The following is a 15,332-nucleotide window of genomic DNA, read 5'->3' on the forward strand; positions in this document are numbered from 1 at the left end:
TGGAACTGCTATAATAGTATTTTCTCACATTTAATTTTTAGCCGATCGCTTTTCAAACTCGAAAACAATACCATTAAATTAAAAGTTAATGCGATTCTAATGTTCTCTAAAGTTCCGATCGCGTGGTTACAACTTCAATATCATAAAGGGCAAACCCTCGCAGCAATTCTTGGAATTGCCTTTACAACGCTGCTCTTATTTATGCAAATTGGCTTTCGAGCCGGTTTTTTAGAAAGTTTAGTTAAACTTCCATCTAGCTTTAACGCTGATATTGTATTGTTAAATACTTCTTCAGTCACAGTTTTAAGACCGTTAAAATTTTCCGAACGGCGACTGTATCAAACGTTGGCATTTGAAGAGGTTGAGTCGGTCACGCCAATTTATTATAATTCTATACTCTGTCGAGATCCTGAAAATCCAACGCTATTTTTAAGACAAATTCAAACGATCGGTTTGCCGATCGAACCGAATATTTTAGATTTACCCGGAATCGATCGCAATTTAGATCGAATCAAACAACAAGATAGTTTTTTACTCGACCGAAAATCGAGAAAAGAGTTTTTGCCCCTCATTCAAAACATTGAAACTCAGGGAACCGTTGAGACAGAGATCCGAACGCCTCGAGACGAATTAAAACAAGTAAAATTGGTTGGATTGTTTGAGTTAGGGGCAAGTACATCTTTTAATTCTTCAGTCATTACCAGTGAAGAAAATTTTTTAAAATTGTTCGATCGCAAGAAAGGTCAAATTAATATTGGCTTAATTCAACTCAAACCAGGATCTGATGTCGATCGCGCGATCGTCGCTCTCAGAAACTATCTTCCTGAAGATGTTAAAGTCATTTCACAAGCCGATTTAATTTTACAAGAAAAAGCATTTTACGAAAACAGTACGCCGATCGGTTTAATGTTCCGATTTGGTTTAATCGGCTCGATGCTTGTGGGGACGATCGTACTCTATCAAATTCTCTATCAAAAAATATCGGGATTTATTAAAGACTACGCCACGTTTAAAGCCATTGGATTTAGCAATAACGCTTTGGTGGGAATCGTCCTCAAAGAAACTCTGATTTTAGCAATTTTAGGATATTTGCCGGGATTTATTTGTTCGATTTTTATGTACGATGTTTTAGCCGATGCTACCAGTTTAGCATTTGTGATGAAACGAGACGTCGCGATCGCCGTCCTCGGTGCGACCTGTGCAATTTGTTTTGTATCCGGCTCCATTTCAGTTTGGAAGCTTAAAGAAGCCGATCCCGCCGATATTTTTGGTTAGAGTTAAGTCTGTATATCGACAATTTTACGATATAACCGTTCGCGAACTTGATGTTTGATAATGACGTTGGTTAAATCAGATTCAGACATCATACTCATAAACGTATCGCGTTCCATAACGATCGCCTTAGCACCGCTTTCAGAAATAACTCGCACCGTTGCAGTGCGTTGACTTTGATTGACAATGCCAATTTCGCCAAAGTAGTCGTTTCGGCTTAAGGTTGTCAGAAAAACTTCCTTGGAATTTTCTTGTTGTTGAACGACTTCCACCGTCCCTTCAATTAAAATAAAAAATCGATCGGCAATATCGCCTTGCTGGACGATCGTTTCTCCCTTGGCATAGGTTTGAACTTTCAGCGTCGAAGCAATTTGGGTCAGTTCGCGATCGCTCAGTGTCGGAAGAACGAGGGAAAGTTCCTCGCCGTAAGCAGTTCCGAGGCGTCCGTCTTCAATACGGACAATGCGATCGGCTACGTCCAAAATTCGCGGGTCGTGAGTGACAATTAAAACCGCACTTCCTTCTTGTTTCGCCAGATGTCGGACAATTTCCATCGCTTCTCGACCGGTTTGGCTGTCGAGAGCGGCGGTGGGTTCGTCCGCTAAGACGAGTTTGGGACGGTGAACCAAGGCTCTGGCGATCGCAACCCGTTGTTTTTGTCCCCCAGACAGTTCGCTGGGGTGTACCTCCATATGACGGCTCAATCCCACTTCTCGCAAGATGGCTTCACTTTGAATCCGAGCTTTTTTTCTGGAAAAATTATGTTGTAATTCTAGAGAAATTTGAATGTTCTGCCGAACCGTCATAAAATCCCAGAGATTGAAATGCTGGAAAATATAACCGATCTCTCGGCGAAGTCGCATCCGCTTCTGTTCGCTGGCTCGATATAACTGATGTCCGAAGATTTTTACACTACCACTTTGTACCGATCGCAAACAGCCAATCAAAGACAGTAACGTGGTTTTTCCCGATCCCGACGCTCCCGTCAAAATTAAAATTTCTCCAGGGTAGATATCGAGGGTAATGCCGTACAGAACTTGTTTTTGTGTCGTGCCTTCTTGATAGTAATGGTCGAGATGTTCGATCGCTACAATTTTATCTGAATTCATACGAGTTTTTTAGAAAAAATGGCATAGGAGTCTTCGGAGTTTGAGGTGATAAGCGGATTTTATACCCGGTCAAAACCCTTGCTGTAGGGGCGTCATGGCAATGCGCCCCGGTTCGATTTCGTATTATTCATAACAAATTACACCGTAATCTCAGGAGACCCGGCATAGGCTTCGCCAGATCCACGGAATCTCAAAAATTTCGGAGATTCGATCGAGGAAACCACTACGATAAATTTTCGGTTTGAGAATCGACTTCAATTTTTATCTCGACTTGCAAGTTAATTAAATTAGAAACCGTTTGACTGTCTTCAGGAGTTAAGCGAATCTTCACTTCTACAACTCGAGCATCGACATCGAGGCTAGGGTCGCTACTTAAAACATCTTTTTTGCCAATTTGCGCCCCAATTTGTTCGACCGTTCCTCGCAGTTCTTCATCGAACATGGAATTGCTGACAATGGCAGTTTGACCGACTCGAATTCGAGTAATATCTGTTTCGTAAACTTCAGCGATCGCGTACATGGTTTGAGTTTGAGCCAGTTCGAGAATACCTTCGGTGTCGATGGTTTCCCCCGGAAACGTATGAACTTTCAAAACTCGACCGTCAAGCGGCGATCGCACGTAAGCCAGTTCGAGTTCGGCTTCAGCTTTGGCGACGGTGGCGAGTGCTTGTTCGAGTTTAGCGCGTGCTACGTTCACATCAACTGGACGGACTTCTCGCAAATTCGCTAACGTCGATCGTGCTTCTAAAATTTGATTGGGATAGGACTCGAGAATTTCTTCTAAACGCGCTTTTGCACCGCGAATATCTTCTTGTAACGTGACTACGTCGAGACGCCGATTTTCGATGGTTGACGTGGAAATTGCACCTTCTCCTGCTAACGGTAACATCCGTTCGTACTCGTTTTTAGCATTGTCTAATTCGGCTTCCAAACGCGCGATGGTTGCTTCTTGAGTTGCCACTTGTCCCTCAAATTGTACTCTTAAGTCTTCAATCCGAGCTTCTTGAGCGGCAATTTGACCTTGTTTGGCGTCTCCGGCTTCCGCGCGATCGAGTTCTGCACGTGCGAGTGCTACGTCTGTTTCCGCTTCGAGTAACGTAGCTTGCAAGCGATCGAAATTATCTAAAATGGCGATAATTTCTCCTTGGCGAACGCGATCGCCTTCTCGGACTAAAAGCTCGGATACGCGAGCGTTTTCAGTCGAAGACGATCCAGAAATGACGATCGCTTCGTCTTTGGGTTGAATTCGACCTAACGCAGAGACAAAATCGGGGGCTTCTCGAGTGATGTTAAGTGACGTGCTTTCTACAATCGGTGTTTCGATCGAACGTGAAGAGTGCTGCAACAACCAGTACGCACCTACGGCGAGAGAGCCGCAGAATATGCCGAGTACGAACACTGAAATGCGTCCGAGTTTCATACTTCCTGTTTTGAAAATAAGCATCACACTAATTGCATTTCACGTTTGAAGCTTGCTGGGAGTTTCGAGATTTTGTTCGATCGGTAGCGATCGAGATAGAATTTTGATTTCTTGTCAATTTTTAAGAAATCTATAGAATTTCCTGAGATACTCAATCTCGCTATTTTGATGCTATTTAAATTTAAAAGAACACAAGAGTTTTGTGAAATTCTATACTGTTTTCGTGTTTTAGGATTAGAATCTCAACAATTTAGCGAAATGGAAGTTTTGGTGCTGATGAATTCAAAAATCTCAAAAAACTAGCAATATTATCATTTTATATCCGATTTTTCTCGATATATATATTTTTTTTGTTAAGTTTTTGCAAACATAGAGACTTGCGATCGGAGGTTTGACGCTGCATCAGTCGCATCTCTCGCCATGCAATCCTCGTTTGCATAACCGTTGAGATCGCCAAACCGCCATCCAATCGACGAAATACCAACTTCACGAGTTTTTGCTACAACTCAATCGCAATATAGCAATTAAAAACCTTTCAAACAGACGAAGCGATCGCCTTCCCTCGAGGGAGAACTGGCGTGAACTAAGATTGAAAAGAACGATACAGCCTGCGATCGAGACCATGACCCAAGACGCGACCCCAACCGGACTTGAAACGCCAGATCTGCAAACCGAAGCTTGGATCGACTTACGCAAATACGATCAGTCGTGGTTCGATCGCGGTCGTCCGGGGTGGTACGTTCTGCTGTGGTGGTTCGTTCAGGCGATCGCCTTTCCCCTGAGTCCCCACTTCGCCAGCGGATTTCGGAGTTGGCTGTTGCGTCGCTTCGGTGCGAAAATCGGACGAGATGTCTTAATTCGTCCCACGGCGCGATTTACCTATCCTTGGAAAGTCGAAATCGGCGATTATAGCTGGATTGGGGACGACGTGGTGTTTTACAGCCTCGATCGCATCACCGTCGGCCGCCATTGCGTCGTCTCTCAGGAAACCTATCTCTGCACCGGAAGTCATGACAGTCGCGATCGCGCCTTCGGACTGATTACCCAACCGATTCAACTGGGAAACGGCGTTTGGATTGCGGCGGATTGCTTCGTCGCGGCTGGGGTAGCTATCGGGTCGAATACCGTTGTCGGTGCCAGAAGTAGCGTTTTTGGAGATCTCCCGGCTGGATACTTTTGCGTTGGGAGTCCCTGTCGTCCCAAATCTCCCCGAGTCATGGACGATCGCGCCACTCCTCCACTCTCTGCGAACGCACCACAATCATAAAAAACAGTCACAATCGAAAAAATTGCCACAATAGAAGAAGAAGTACGAAAGAGCAATGTATGGCTACGCAAAAAAAACGGCGTGCCGAAAACGTCGAAGGTGACTTTTATGTCGATTCGACCTGTATCGACTGCGATACTTGTCGGTGGATGGCGCCGAAGGTGTTTCATCGCGATCGCGATCGGTCTGCCGTGTACCACCAACCCACCAACGACACCGAACGCAACGCCGCGTTAACTGCACTGTTGTCCTGTCCGACGGCTTCGATTGGAACGGTAGAAACGCCGTCGGATATCGCCGAAGTGCAGCAAAAGTTTCCGCTTCCCGTCGCCGAAAACGTCTACCATTGCGGCTATCACTCGAAATCCTCGTTCGGTGCAACCAGTTACTTTATCGAACGACCCGAAGGTAACGTTCTCATCGATTCGCCGCGATTCGCCGCGCCATTGGTGAAACGTCTCGAGGAACTCGGCGGCGTGCGCTATCTGTATTTGACGCACCAAGACGATGTCGCCGACCACCAAAAATTCCGCGATCGCTTCGGGTGCGATCGAATCCTCCACGGAGACGATATCACTGACGAGTTGCGCGACGTAGAAATTCAGTTGTCCGGTTTCGACCCGATTCAGTTTGCGCCGGACTTGTTAATTGTTCCGGTTCCCGGTCACACTCGCGGCCATACCGTGTTGTTGTATCGCGATCGATTTCTGTTTGCGGGGGATCATCTCGCCTGGTCGCCGCATCTCGAGCGTCTTTATGCGTTCCCCCGTCATTGTTGGTATTCCTGGGACAAGCAAATCGACTCGATGGAAAAACTGACGAATTACTCGTTTGAGTGGGTACTTCCCGGTCACGGTCGCCGCGCACATCTCGATCGCGAGACGATGGCGCGACAACTGCACGAATGTGTGGAATGGATGAAAGAGCAGTAAAGGAGCAGGGTAGAGGGTAAAGGATCTCAATCAAGCTTGACAAAAGGCTTTGAGAACAAGCGAGGGTTTTTAATTTCTTCAGGGGACTTCGATTAATTCAAACTTATTGAGAAATAGGCTCTACTATCGAAAATTTGAAACGAGAGTTCAAGGGGTTTAGCCATTAGCTTTTGAGCCAAAATCAATTTTTCGAGGTGCCTTTCATTGTTTTGTACTTAAGAGATAGAGGGGATATATTGAAGTCGAGTCCCGGTCTTTTGGTTTTTCGCTTCAAGCGTGGTAGCAAAACCTTTAGCCATAATCTTGCATCCAAAACACTCTCGATTTGGATATATCTCGATCTTAACCAAATTTATTCAATCCAGCCTTATGGACATTTTATTTTTTTTAGAAAATTGATTACACAATTAGATGAACTCACCCTGGAAGCGTCTTGGGACGAGAATTGCGTTCCTTCGGAGCCGATCGAATCGATCGAGCGAATTACCGATGTCGCCACTTTCAAACAACTGCTACAACAAGCAATTTTCCTTGAATCTCTAACCGCGTTCGATTGCCTCTTAGATAACAACTAACCTCACTCGAAATCAGGTGGCTGTGTGAGATCCCCGGCATCTTGGAGGTACTGGGAATCTGTGCCAAAAAGACCTCGCGAAAACCCCACAAACGCCAATTCTCAACGACAGCGCCACCCGCTCCGTGGTAACGTTAGGGCAACGCTTCATTTTTCACGGTTCTAGACACTCCATGGCCATCGTACTCACCAACGATGACGGTATCGACGCCCCCGGAATCCTCGCCCTTCTCGACGCTCTCAAACAGGTAACGGCGGAAACCCCCGTATTCGTCGCCCCAAAAGGACAACTCTCGGGTTGCGGACATCAAGTCACCACCCACCAACCGATTCACGTGGAACGGCGAAACGCTACGGAGTTCGCGGTTGGAGGCACTCCTGCTGATTGTACCCGCCTCGCGTTGTCTCACCTTTGTCCCAACCCTAGCTGGGTTCTCTCCGGTATTAATGCAGGGGGAAATATGGGCGTTGACGAGTATATTTCGGGAACAGTGGCCGCTGTGCGAGAAGCGGCGTTTCACGGAATTCCGGCGATCGCCATTTCGCAATATCGCAACCGTCTCAAACCCCTCGACTGGGAGACGACGATGCGGTTGGGAACGAAGGTGTTAACGGAACTGATGGCGCAACCGTTGGAATCCGGAGCGTTTTGGAACGTCAATTTACCCCACTGCGATGCGGAAGACGACCCGGAAATCGTGTTTTGCCAACCGAGTCGCTGTCCGTTACCCGTTCAATTTCGCATTGACGGCGAAGCGTTCGTCTATGAGGGGAACTATCAAGGACGCAAACGAATGCCGGAAACCGATGTGGATGTCTGTTTTTCGGGCAAGATTGCAGTGACGCAAATTCAGGTTTAGGGGAAGTGCCACGGTTGAACAAGAATAGCGACGCATTCCCCCACCTCGGAACAGGTGGGGATTAAGGAGCGGCAAGTGGTAGAATAACCTCATCTTGAGGGGTACGGTAAAGGGCGGACCAGATTCCGAAACACCTGGAGACACGACCTCTCAACGAAAGGTAGAACACCCTGTCAATCCTCTGTAGTCGGTTCATCTACGTCAGACTCTAGGTCAACACTCCGGACAGTTTTTGACTGACAACGAGAGAATGCGGGTTTCAGCCATCTCTTAAGACCGTTCATCTAACGAGAGAATGCGGGTTTCAGCGCTTGCCTAGAAAAATGTCCGGACTATTGCTAGGTAAAAGTTGCTCAAATCCCAGCCCCATAGCGGAAACGACTTGGGGGAACTGACGGGCTAAAGTTCCCGTGGTTCGGTGAGAATGCCACCTGTCGCGAGGGTTAACACCTTGTAATCAGACACCATCACTTCGCGCCAGCAAGTGATGGAGCATTCATGTTTAGAACCCCAGCATCTTGGAAATGCCGGGGTTCTGGTAAGACACTCAGATTGTTTTTTTATTCAAGAATCGATCGCAGTCAATCGCGCACGTAGGAGGCATCGATCGCCGCCGCTTTCCAGAGTTTAGCGATCGCAGTTTCACAGAACGGCGTCAGCGACGTCACGAAGAGTCCTTCAGCGGTGTCCGCATCTGTCGCCACCCAAGTCCCGCGCAAACTGACTTCGACGAAATCCTCGTCAGCCGGATAGAGTTCTAGGGAATCGACCCCTTCGCGCCGCGCCGTTTCCGCCAGTTGTTGCAATCCGGGTAAACCCACGGGCAGCAAAAACGAGGCTTGACTCGGTTCGACACACAGAGGCGTCCCCGTCCGCATGGCAAGTTTGACGCGACGGGAGACAAGTTCCTCGGGGGAACTCGCCAAGTATTCCAGGTGCAAGTTGGTTTCGGTATAGGTCAACTTCAGCATGGCTGGCTTTCCCCGTAGGGAACGACGAAAATAAAGGGGACAGATAGCGGACGACTGCACCTTCGACGCTGTTACAAGCTGTCGAGTTTCTGTTCTCGCCAGAACTGTTCGGCGAAAGCAACAGTGGGGTGCATCGGCGCTTTGGGTTTCGATCGCAATTTCAGTCCGGCTTGTGCGGGGGTGCGATCGCCCTTGCGGGAGTTGCAACTGCTACAGGCGGTGACGACGTTATCCCAACTGTGAGGTCCACCTTTTGATTTGGGAAGGACGTGATCTAACGTCAGGTTTCGATGACTGCCACAGTACTGACAGGTATGATTGTCTCGTCGCAGGACTTCCCGGCGGTTGACGCGGGGAACTTTCCAGATGCGCTCGGTTCCAGTGAACTTCATGCGAATGTGTTCGGGAACTTCGAGAACCATCGAAGGCGATCGAACTTGCCAAATACTGGCATTTTCCGTCAGATCGAGGGGTTCGGCTTTCCCCGCCAGCAACAGGACGATGGCGCGTCGCACGTTAATGCGGCTGATGGGAAGGTAGTTTTGGGAAAAGACAACTACCGATTGCCTCAATACATCTGTTACACCGGGTATTCCTGTTATACCAGTCACGGTTTGTCTCCTTAAGCAAAACCCCCACTTCGCGGGTCAGGAGAAGCGGGGGTCACACAATGGTTTACAACAAGTTAGGTGGGGACGATTGCATCTCGATACCCCCCGCTTCCTATAAATTTTAAAAACAGATCGTTGCGATCGGGCGATTTTCGATCTGAGTGGCAATTTGATTCGTTGTGATGTAGTTCCCCGCCGTTTGGCAAAATTGCGCTGACGGAGAAATACCGGTTTCGCTCTCTCTCGATCGCCATTTCGCTTCTGGTCGTTGCGTCTATACCAAAACAGGTACTGGCAACGACAGGAGAAACGGGGAGGCGATCGAATGGTGTGGGCGAAAGCGGTTTCACGGTTTTTTTGGGAAATGCTAGTATTTGATTCTAACTTTTTGCATACTACACTAATAGTACAAGCATTGTCCACCTATTGGAGGAAATTTTCGATGCGTACCCCCACTCGACCTCGTACCTCGACCACGGAGATGGAAGTGACTAGCATCCGTCTGGAGCGAGAACTCAAGGACAGACTCAAGAAGCTTTCAGGGTCTCAAGGGTATCAGGCACTGGTTCGCGACATCCTCTGGAATTACGTTCAGTATAAGTCCGGTGACTACAAACCGCAGTTTTCAAGAGCTGACATTCGAGCCAGCATTCCCGCCACAGCAGAGAAGGAGGAGCGTTGTGTCCTAACTGGCAAGTCTATCCCACCTCACGAACCCATGTTCTTGGGACTCACGCGACAAGGAGATTTGGTTCCCATTAGTTCCGAAAGTTTGGACGGCTAGTTTCTCTTCCCCATTCAGAATCGACGAACCCCGGTATTTGTCCGATACCGGGGTTTTCAAGTCGAGTTTCCCTCAAACTCACATTCCGCGATCGACGATCGACTACTTCCCACTTCCCGGCCCGCCGCCACGAAAGCCACCGTAGTCGCTGCGACTGGGGGTCATAATCCAAACCCCTCGGGAGTAGCCGCCAGATAGGGTCGTTCCGCGACGAGGCCAGTAGGCCGCTTGTTGTTCTTGTCGTAGTTGCAACGCCGATCGCTGACTGTATCCCGCCCAGGCTGCGGAGGTGGCGATGAGTAAACTCGAGAGGGCTAACAGGCGAACTAAAATCATGGGGGTTGGGTCTCAAAAGGTAAAGATTTCAAGTTTGGGTTTAAACTTCCGGTTCGATGCGAACGACGTCTATCGAACCGCCGGTTCGCACGCGATCGAATACTTTTAGAGAAGTGAGATCGATAGGCCCGTCTGGCGTCACTTCCACGTAAAATCCGTAAGAGGCTTTTTCGGGAAATTGGAAATACGCCACCACTTCAGATTTATAAACATCTTCCGTCACGCGGCGAGGGTGAACGGCGTAAATTTTGGCGTAGATTTCCTCGCCGTTTCCGTCGCGAATCCACAGTTGAACTCGCAAGGTTTGGGGAGTATGTTCGTCGGAGGCGATGTCGATTTCGAGTTTGAGGAGATTGTTCTTTCCGCCCATCACCGCGCGATCGCCCACATCGCTATCGCGGATGTTTTTGTTTAAGACCAAGCGTCCGCTTTCTCGGGTGGCTTTCCCAGTCAAAAACGCTAAAATCGCGGTGGCGATCGCACCCGGCCACAAATACCGTCCGTCTACAACCCCCTGTTGCACGTTCACGCGAATGGGAACCGGTTGCTCGATGGGATTTCCCGAGGTGTCGGTGTATTCTAAGACCGCGATGGCGAGGGTGACGGGTTCGTTGTCTTTTTGCGCCTGAACGTCCAAACCCGCCTGTAAATCGGAGTCTTGCCAAGTTCCCGATTCGCCGTCTTCGTACCAAGTTCCCGATTCTTTCCAGGCTTGTTTGAGGGCGGAGGCGATGGGATTTCCTTCTGCGTCGAGAAGTTGCAGTTCGTATGTCACCCAGCGATTGGTGGGAATTTGCGCCACGGCGTTAATGCGCGTCGCCCCGATCGCTCTCGGTTTCATGTCTAACGTCGTCAGTTCGACGGAATCTTCGGGGGGAACCCTTACGGTTTCTTTGATGACGGTGTTTCCTAGAAACCAAGACACGATTAACGCCAACCCTGCGAATCCGGCGGCGAACCAACTGACGAACAAACCAGGTTCGAGAAATTTCGAGGTACGTTCGGTTTTTACTGTAACGGTCATTTTATGTGCTGACGAGTTGTCACGAGCGACGCGATCGAGCCGTGGTGCGATCGACCGTCATCCTCTGCCATCATAACCAACAAAACTTCACGGTTTGGGCTGGGCGACGATCGCCGCGATCGCCAGACAAGTCCAACCGATGAGGAACGCCGCGCCACCGAGGGGCGTCACGATTCCGAGGAGGGGAATTCCCTGCAAACTCAATCCGTACAAACTCCCCGAAAACATCAAAATTCCCACGACAAAAGCGATCCCCGCCCCTTGCAACCATCGAGACGCCAGGTGTTGCGCCAGCAATCCCACCGCCAGCAAGGCCAAGCCGTGGTACATCTGATAGCGTACTCCGGTGGTAAAGGTTTCCAAGGCGCGATCGCTCAACTGTCCCCGCAATCCGTGAGATGCAAACGCCCCCAACGCGACGGCGAGTCCGCTGAATATTGCGCCGAAGGCGAGGAGCGATCGGGTCGTCGGCGTCAGAAACATTTTAGATTTTGCGTCGGTCATGGGATTGATTAAATTGATTTCAAGTCGCTTAAATTATATGATTTTATGTAGGTTGGGTGAAGCGAAGAGAAACCCAACAATACAATTATTTTGAAATAAAATTCAATATTTTAAGAATCAATAAAATTCATATTTTTGTATTCAAACATGAATTAAGTTATAAAAACAATGCTTGTAATTATTGTATTTTAAGGCAAGATTCAAGTTGTAATATTTTTTAATTTTTAAAATATTTCAAAAATTGACGAAAGGCATATTTGTATATTAAAATTTAAAATCAAGACATGATTTGAATCTCGAAAGCGATACTTGTAATTATTGGGTTCCGTTCCTACACCCAACCTACCATCCATTATTGATTATTAATTAACACCATGAATTCACCCAAGCAAAAAATTCAAAAACGAGCCGAACAGTTGCGCGAACAACTGCAAAAAGCCGCCTATGCGTACTACGTCGAAGATAACCCCATCATGGAAGACGAGGTGTACGATCGCCTCTATCGAGAACTGCAAACTCTCGAAGCCGAACATCCCGAACTCGTCACGCCAGATAGCCCCACGCAACGAGTTGGAGACCGACCCGCCGATAAATTTCAATCCGTCAAACATAACATTCCCCTCTACAGCCTCGATAACGCCTTCAACATCGAAGAATTTGCCAATTGGGAAAAACGCTGGAAAAACCAACTGGAAAATCCCATCGACTCCGAGTATGTTTGCGAACTGAAAATCGACGGTTCTGCGTTGGCGTTGACTTACGAAAACGGCATTTTAGTCCGAGGCGCGACGCGAGGCGATGGGGAAACCGGAGAAGAGATTACGCAAAACGTCAAAACCATTCGATCGATCCCTTTAAAACTGCAAGTTGAAAATCCCCCCAGTCGCGTAGAAGTTCGGGGAGAAGCGTTTTTGCCGCTGGAGACGTTCGATCGCATCAACCAAGACCGAGAAGCCAACGGCGAAGCGCCTTTTGCCAACCCGAGAAACGCCGCCGCCGGAACCCTGCGACAACTCGATTCGCGCATCGTCGATCGACGCCAACTTCAATTTTTTGCCTACACTTTATATATCCCCGGAGAAGATGGCGATCGCCCCTTTCACACCCACGAAGAAGCTTTGCAAAAACTGCAAGAATTCGGCTTTCTCGTCAATCCCAATCAGACGATTTGTCGTTCCGTGGAAGACGTGGCGCAATATTACGATCGCTGGGACCGCCAACGCCGCGAACTTCCTTATATGACAGACGGCGTGGTGGTGAAGCTGAATGCGATCGCACTGCAACAGCGCCTCGGATTTACGCAAAAAGCGCCGCGATGGGCGATCGCACTGAAATATCCCGCCGAAGAAGTTCCCACCACCGTCGAATCGGTGACAGTACAAGTGGGGCGAACGGGTGCGTTAACCCCAGTGGCGAACCTGAACCCCGTGCAACTGGCGGGAACCACCGTGTCTCGCGCGACGTTGCACAACGGCGATCGCATTGCAGAACTGGATTTACACATCGGCGATACCGTCGTGGTTCGCAAAGCCGGAGAAATCATCCCCGAAGTGGTGCGCGTCCTCCCCGAATTGCGCCCTGAAAACGCCCCAGCGGTGGAAATGCCAAATTCCTGCCCCGAGTGCGGTCAACCCGTGGTCAAGCCCGAAGACGAGGCGGTAACGCGATGTGTCAACGCCTCCTGTCCGGCGATTTTGCGGGGGTCGCTGAAACATTGGGCGAGTCGCGGTGCGTTGGATATCGACGGGTTGGGGGAAAAGCTGATTTCGCAGATGGTCGATCGCCGTTTCGTGCAGTCGGTGGCGGATTTGTACCAGTTGCAACCCGAGACTCTGGTGGTATTGGAACGGATGGGGAAAAAGTCGGCGGAGAAGTTGGTGGGGGCGATCGCATCCTCCAAACAGCAACCCTGGTTTCGCGTACTGTACGGTTTGGGAATCCGTCACGTGGGGAGTGTCAACGCGCAAACCCTGGCGCAGCGTTTCCCCAGCGTGGACGAGTTGGCGACGGCGACGGTGGAGGATATCGCCGCTGTGGAGGGAATTGGGGAAATTATTGCCAGTGCGATCGTAGATTGGTTTGGGATTCCGGCGAATCGGGAGTTAGTCGATCGCCTGCGGGAAGCCGGATTGCAACTGCAAGGAACCGCCAGCCAACCCGAAACCGAAAGCAACGCACATCTACAGGGTCAAACCTTCGTTCTCACGGGAACGCTTCCCACCCTTTCTCGCAACGAGGCGAAATCGCTCATCGAGAAAGCGGGGGGGAAAGTGACGGGTTCGGTGAGTTCTAAAACGAATTATGTGGTGGTTGGCGAGTCGCCGGGGTCGAAGTTGGCGAAAGCCGAAAAATTGGGAATTCCGCTGTTGTCGGAGGAAGCGTTGTTGAAACTGCTGAAATCCTCTTAACAACAGATCGTCGGCAAGAAGTCAAGAGGATAACAATACTTTTTCTGGTTTTAAGAAATAACTCAAATTGTTCTTGAAATAATCGAGAATAACTGCTTTGACTACAGGAACAGTCACAGAATTTCCGAGTTGTTTGTAAGCCGCAGATTTATCGGGATGAAGTTGATACCAATCGGAAAAACCTTGCAATCTCGCACACTCTCTAGGTGTTATTCTTCTCGGTTTATTATTTGTGACAACTCCTAGCCTATGAGCATCAGCACTTGTCAAAGTAATAGAGATACTTTCAGGATCTAAAAACTTGAAAACCTCAAATGACATATTTCCACAAACAGGGCTATATTTGCTATTTTCTTCTTTGAGATATCCTTTAGATAAAAGTTTATTAATAACTTCTTCTATGTCTGAAGACAAATAAAACGTTTTTATTTGCTCTAAAGTTAAATTTTTTCCATCTTGATGAGTTCCAAAAATTTTTTTTCTTCGATTGGAAACCAGCAAATTCATAAATCGTCGTTCAGCTTCGCTACACTCCCCCTTAATACCTAAATCCCAAGAATGAATTGAATTTCCTCCTCTAAAGTCAATGAGTCTAACTCCATGTAGATTTTGAAAGTCACCATTAACGGCTCGTTCGAGCATTTTTGTAAATTCTTCCGAGCAGAAATACTCGTAGCTAACATCCGTTTCTAAAATATCTTTTACTGTCTTTATCTGAAAAACATTGTTAAAGAGATTTCCTTGAATTGCTCCTTTTTTAAAAGAGTGAGAATCAACAGCTCCTTTATCAGAATGCAAGCTGAGTTGTGGTTTTTTTCCTTTAAGTCCCAGAATATAAATTCTAACTCGGTTTTGCGGAACATCAAAATTACTGCTATTTAATAGCAAGTAACTTACTCCATAACCGAGCTTTTCTAAGGCATGAATAATTGTTTTTAGGGTTTTTCCTTTGTCGTGACTGATTAAACCTCGAACATTTTCCAACAAAAAGCCAGTCGGCTGATATTGTTCTAGGAATCTTTCAACTTCAAAGAATAGTGTACCGCGAGTATCACCAAATCCTTTTTGTTTTCCAGCATAGGAAAAGGGTTGACAGGGGAATCCAGCCAATAAAAAATTAAATCGCCAATTCAAGTTTGAAATGCAACGGTCTCCGATCCCTGACTATAAAATACCTCAGAAGGGGTTCGATAGTCAAGAGATTTTCGAGGACGATCGTTGAGTAAATCTACTGCTTTTTTTACCGCATCCGGTGACAAG

At 48.0% G+C, this 15,332-nt stretch carries 14 protein-coding genes and 1 pseudogene; 6 read left to right on the forward strand and 9 right to left on the reverse strand.

Features of this window, described 5'->3' with window-relative positions; all coding sequences use genetic code 11:
• The first annotated feature begins 99 nt into the window (after positions 1–99).
• Positions 100–1,275, forward strand: a complete 1,176-nt coding sequence (devC, locus tag POG22_RS09500) for an ABC transporter permease DevC (protein ID WP_063717852.1) — start codon at positions 100–102, stop codon at positions 1,273–1,275.
• A 2-nt stretch (positions 1,276–1,277) separates the two neighbouring features.
• Here the strand turns inward: devC and POG22_RS09505 are convergent, their stop codons facing one another.
• Positions 1,278–2,381 (reverse strand): ATP-binding cassette domain-containing protein, encoded by a 1,104-nt coding sequence (locus tag POG22_RS09505; RefSeq protein ID WP_498904934.1) that lies wholly within the window; start codon positions 2,379–2,381, stop codon positions 1,278–1,280.
• A gap of 223 nt (positions 2,382–2,604) precedes the next feature.
• Positions 2,605–3,825 carry an ABC exporter membrane fusion protein gene (locus POG22_RS09510; RefSeq protein WP_498904936.1) on the reverse strand — a complete coding sequence of 407 codons (1,221 nt, stop codon included), beginning with the start codon at positions 3,823–3,825 and terminating at the stop codon, positions 2,605–2,607.
• Between the two features lie 598 nt (positions 3,826–4,423).
• On the opposite strand from POG22_RS09510, the gene hpsU reads away from it, so the two are divergent.
• The 3 genes from hpsU (at position 4,424) to surE (ending at position 7,434) form a co-directional block, all read left to right on the forward strand.
• A complete protein-coding gene (hpsU, locus tag POG22_RS09515; RefSeq protein WP_498904938.1) occupies positions 4,424–5,068 on the forward strand; it encodes a hormogonium polysaccharide biosynthesis acetyltransferase HpsU in 645 nt (214 codons plus the stop codon).
• 59 nt (positions 5,069–5,127) lie between these two features.
• A complete protein-coding gene (locus POG22_RS09520; protein ID WP_498904940.1) occupies positions 5,128–6,000 on the forward strand; it encodes an MBL fold metallo-hydrolase in 873 nt (290 codons plus the stop codon).
• Between the two features lie 747 nt (positions 6,001–6,747).
• On the forward strand, positions 6,748–7,434 hold the full coding sequence (surE, locus tag POG22_RS09525; RefSeq protein ID WP_017658585.1) for a 5'/3'-nucleotidase SurE: 687 nt from the start codon (positions 6,748–6,750) through the stop codon (positions 7,432–7,434).
• A 581-nt stretch (positions 7,435–8,015) separates the two neighbouring features.
• Here the strand turns inward: surE and POG22_RS09530 are convergent.
• Positions 8,016–8,405, reverse strand: a complete 390-nt coding sequence (locus POG22_RS09530) for an alr0857 family protein (RefSeq protein ID WP_017658586.1) — start codon at positions 8,403–8,405, stop codon at positions 8,016–8,018.
• 71 nt (positions 8,406–8,476) lie between these two features.
• Positions 8,477–9,016: an HNH endonuclease gene (locus POG22_RS09535; protein WP_498904942.1), complete on the reverse strand. Its 540-nt coding sequence runs from the start codon at positions 9,014–9,016 to the stop codon at positions 8,477–8,479.
• A gap of 442 nt (positions 9,017–9,458) precedes the next feature.
• On the opposite strand from POG22_RS09535, the gene POG22_RS09540 reads away from it, so the two are divergent.
• The gene (locus POG22_RS09540; RefSeq protein WP_026097330.1) at positions 9,459–9,800 is read left to right on the forward strand and encodes a hypothetical protein; all 342 of its coding nucleotides are present in this window, start codon (positions 9,459–9,461) and stop codon (positions 9,798–9,800) included.
• 102 nt (positions 9,801–9,902) lie between these two features.
• Here the strand turns inward: POG22_RS09540 and POG22_RS09545 are convergent, their stop codons facing one another.
• From POG22_RS09545 to POG22_RS09555, 3 genes are all read right to left on the reverse strand, one after another.
• Complete coding sequence (locus tag POG22_RS09545; protein WP_017658589.1) at positions 9,903–10,136, reverse strand: hypothetical protein; 234 nt, start codon at positions 10,134–10,136, stop codon at positions 9,903–9,905.
• 40 nt (positions 10,137–10,176) lie between these two features.
• The gene (locus POG22_RS09550; protein WP_498904944.1) at positions 10,177–11,160 is read right to left on the reverse strand and encodes a hypothetical protein; all 984 of its coding nucleotides are present in this window, start codon (positions 11,158–11,160) and stop codon (positions 10,177–10,179) included.
• A gap of 87 nt (positions 11,161–11,247) precedes the next feature.
• Positions 11,248–11,664 (reverse strand): DUF423 domain-containing protein, encoded by a 417-nt coding sequence (locus POG22_RS09555; protein WP_498904945.1) that lies wholly within the window; start codon positions 11,662–11,664, stop codon positions 11,248–11,250.
• Between the two features lie 374 nt (positions 11,665–12,038).
• Between POG22_RS09555 and ligA the strand changes: the two genes are divergently transcribed.
• Entirely contained in the window at positions 12,039–14,072 is a 2,034-nt protein-coding gene (ligA, locus tag POG22_RS09560; RefSeq protein ID WP_498904947.1) for an NAD-dependent DNA ligase LigA, read from the forward strand.
• Positions 14,073–14,093: 21 nt separating this feature from the next.
• Here the strand turns inward: ligA and dcm are convergent, their stop codons facing one another.
• Together dcm and POG22_RS09570 are read right to left on the reverse strand one after the other, a co-directional pair.
• Entirely contained in the window at positions 14,094–15,206 is a 1,113-nt protein-coding gene (gene dcm / locus POG22_RS09565; RefSeq protein ID WP_498904949.1) for a DNA (cytosine-5-)-methyltransferase, read from the reverse strand.
• Positions 15,203–15,332, reverse strand: a pseudogene (locus POG22_RS09570) (IS30 family transposase); the annotation flags it as partial. The pseudogene POG22_RS09570 and the gene dcm, both read right to left, overlap by 4 nt.

The sequence above is a fragment of the Geitlerinema sp. CS-897 genome, from assembly GCF_028368005.1.
In the GTDB taxonomy this organism is placed as follows: domain Bacteria; phylum Cyanobacteriota; class Cyanobacteriia; order Cyanobacteriales; family Geitlerinemataceae; genus Baaleninema; species Baaleninema simplex.

What these genes read in the sequence shown, in the direction of transcription:
- devC (WP_063717852.1), top strand. Translation starts at nt 100, where the DNA reads ATGTTCTCTAAAGTTCCGATCGCGTGGTTACAACTTCAATATCATAAA.
- POG22_RS09505 (WP_498904934.1), bottom strand. Translation starts at nt 2,381, where the DNA reads ATGAATTCAGATAAAATTGTAGCGATCGAACATCTCGACCATTACTAT.
- POG22_RS09510 (WP_498904936.1), bottom strand. Translation starts at nt 3,825, where the DNA reads ATGCTTATTTTCAAAACAGGAAGTATGAAACTCGGACGCATTTCAGTG.
- hpsU (WP_498904938.1), top strand. Translation starts at nt 4,424, where the DNA reads ATGACCCAAGACGCGACCCCAACCGGACTTGAAACGCCAGATCTGCAA.
- POG22_RS09520 (WP_498904940.1), top strand. Translation starts at nt 5,128, where the DNA reads ATGGCTACGCAAAAAAAACGGCGTGCCGAAAACGTCGAAGGTGACTTT.
- surE (WP_017658585.1), top strand. Translation starts at nt 6,748, where the DNA reads ATGGCCATCGTACTCACCAACGATGACGGTATCGACGCCCCCGGAATC.
- POG22_RS09530 (WP_017658586.1), bottom strand. Translation starts at nt 8,405, where the DNA reads ATGCTGAAGTTGACCTATACCGAAACCAACTTGCACCTGGAATACTTG.
- POG22_RS09540 (WP_026097330.1), top strand. Translation starts at nt 9,459, where the DNA reads ATGCGTACCCCCACTCGACCTCGTACCTCGACCACGGAGATGGAAGTG.
- POG22_RS09545 (WP_017658589.1), bottom strand. Translation starts at nt 10,136, where the DNA reads ATGATTTTAGTTCGCCTGTTAGCCCTCTCGAGTTTACTCATCGCCACC.
- POG22_RS09550 (WP_498904944.1), bottom strand. Translation starts at nt 11,160, where the DNA reads ATGACCGTTACAGTAAAAACCGAACGTACCTCGAAATTTCTCGAACCT.
- POG22_RS09555 (WP_498904945.1), bottom strand. Translation starts at nt 11,664, where the DNA reads ATGACCGACGCAAAATCTAAAATGTTTCTGACGCCGACGACCCGATCG.
- ligA (WP_498904947.1), top strand. Translation starts at nt 12,039, where the DNA reads ATGAATTCACCCAAGCAAAAAATTCAAAAACGAGCCGAACAGTTGCGC.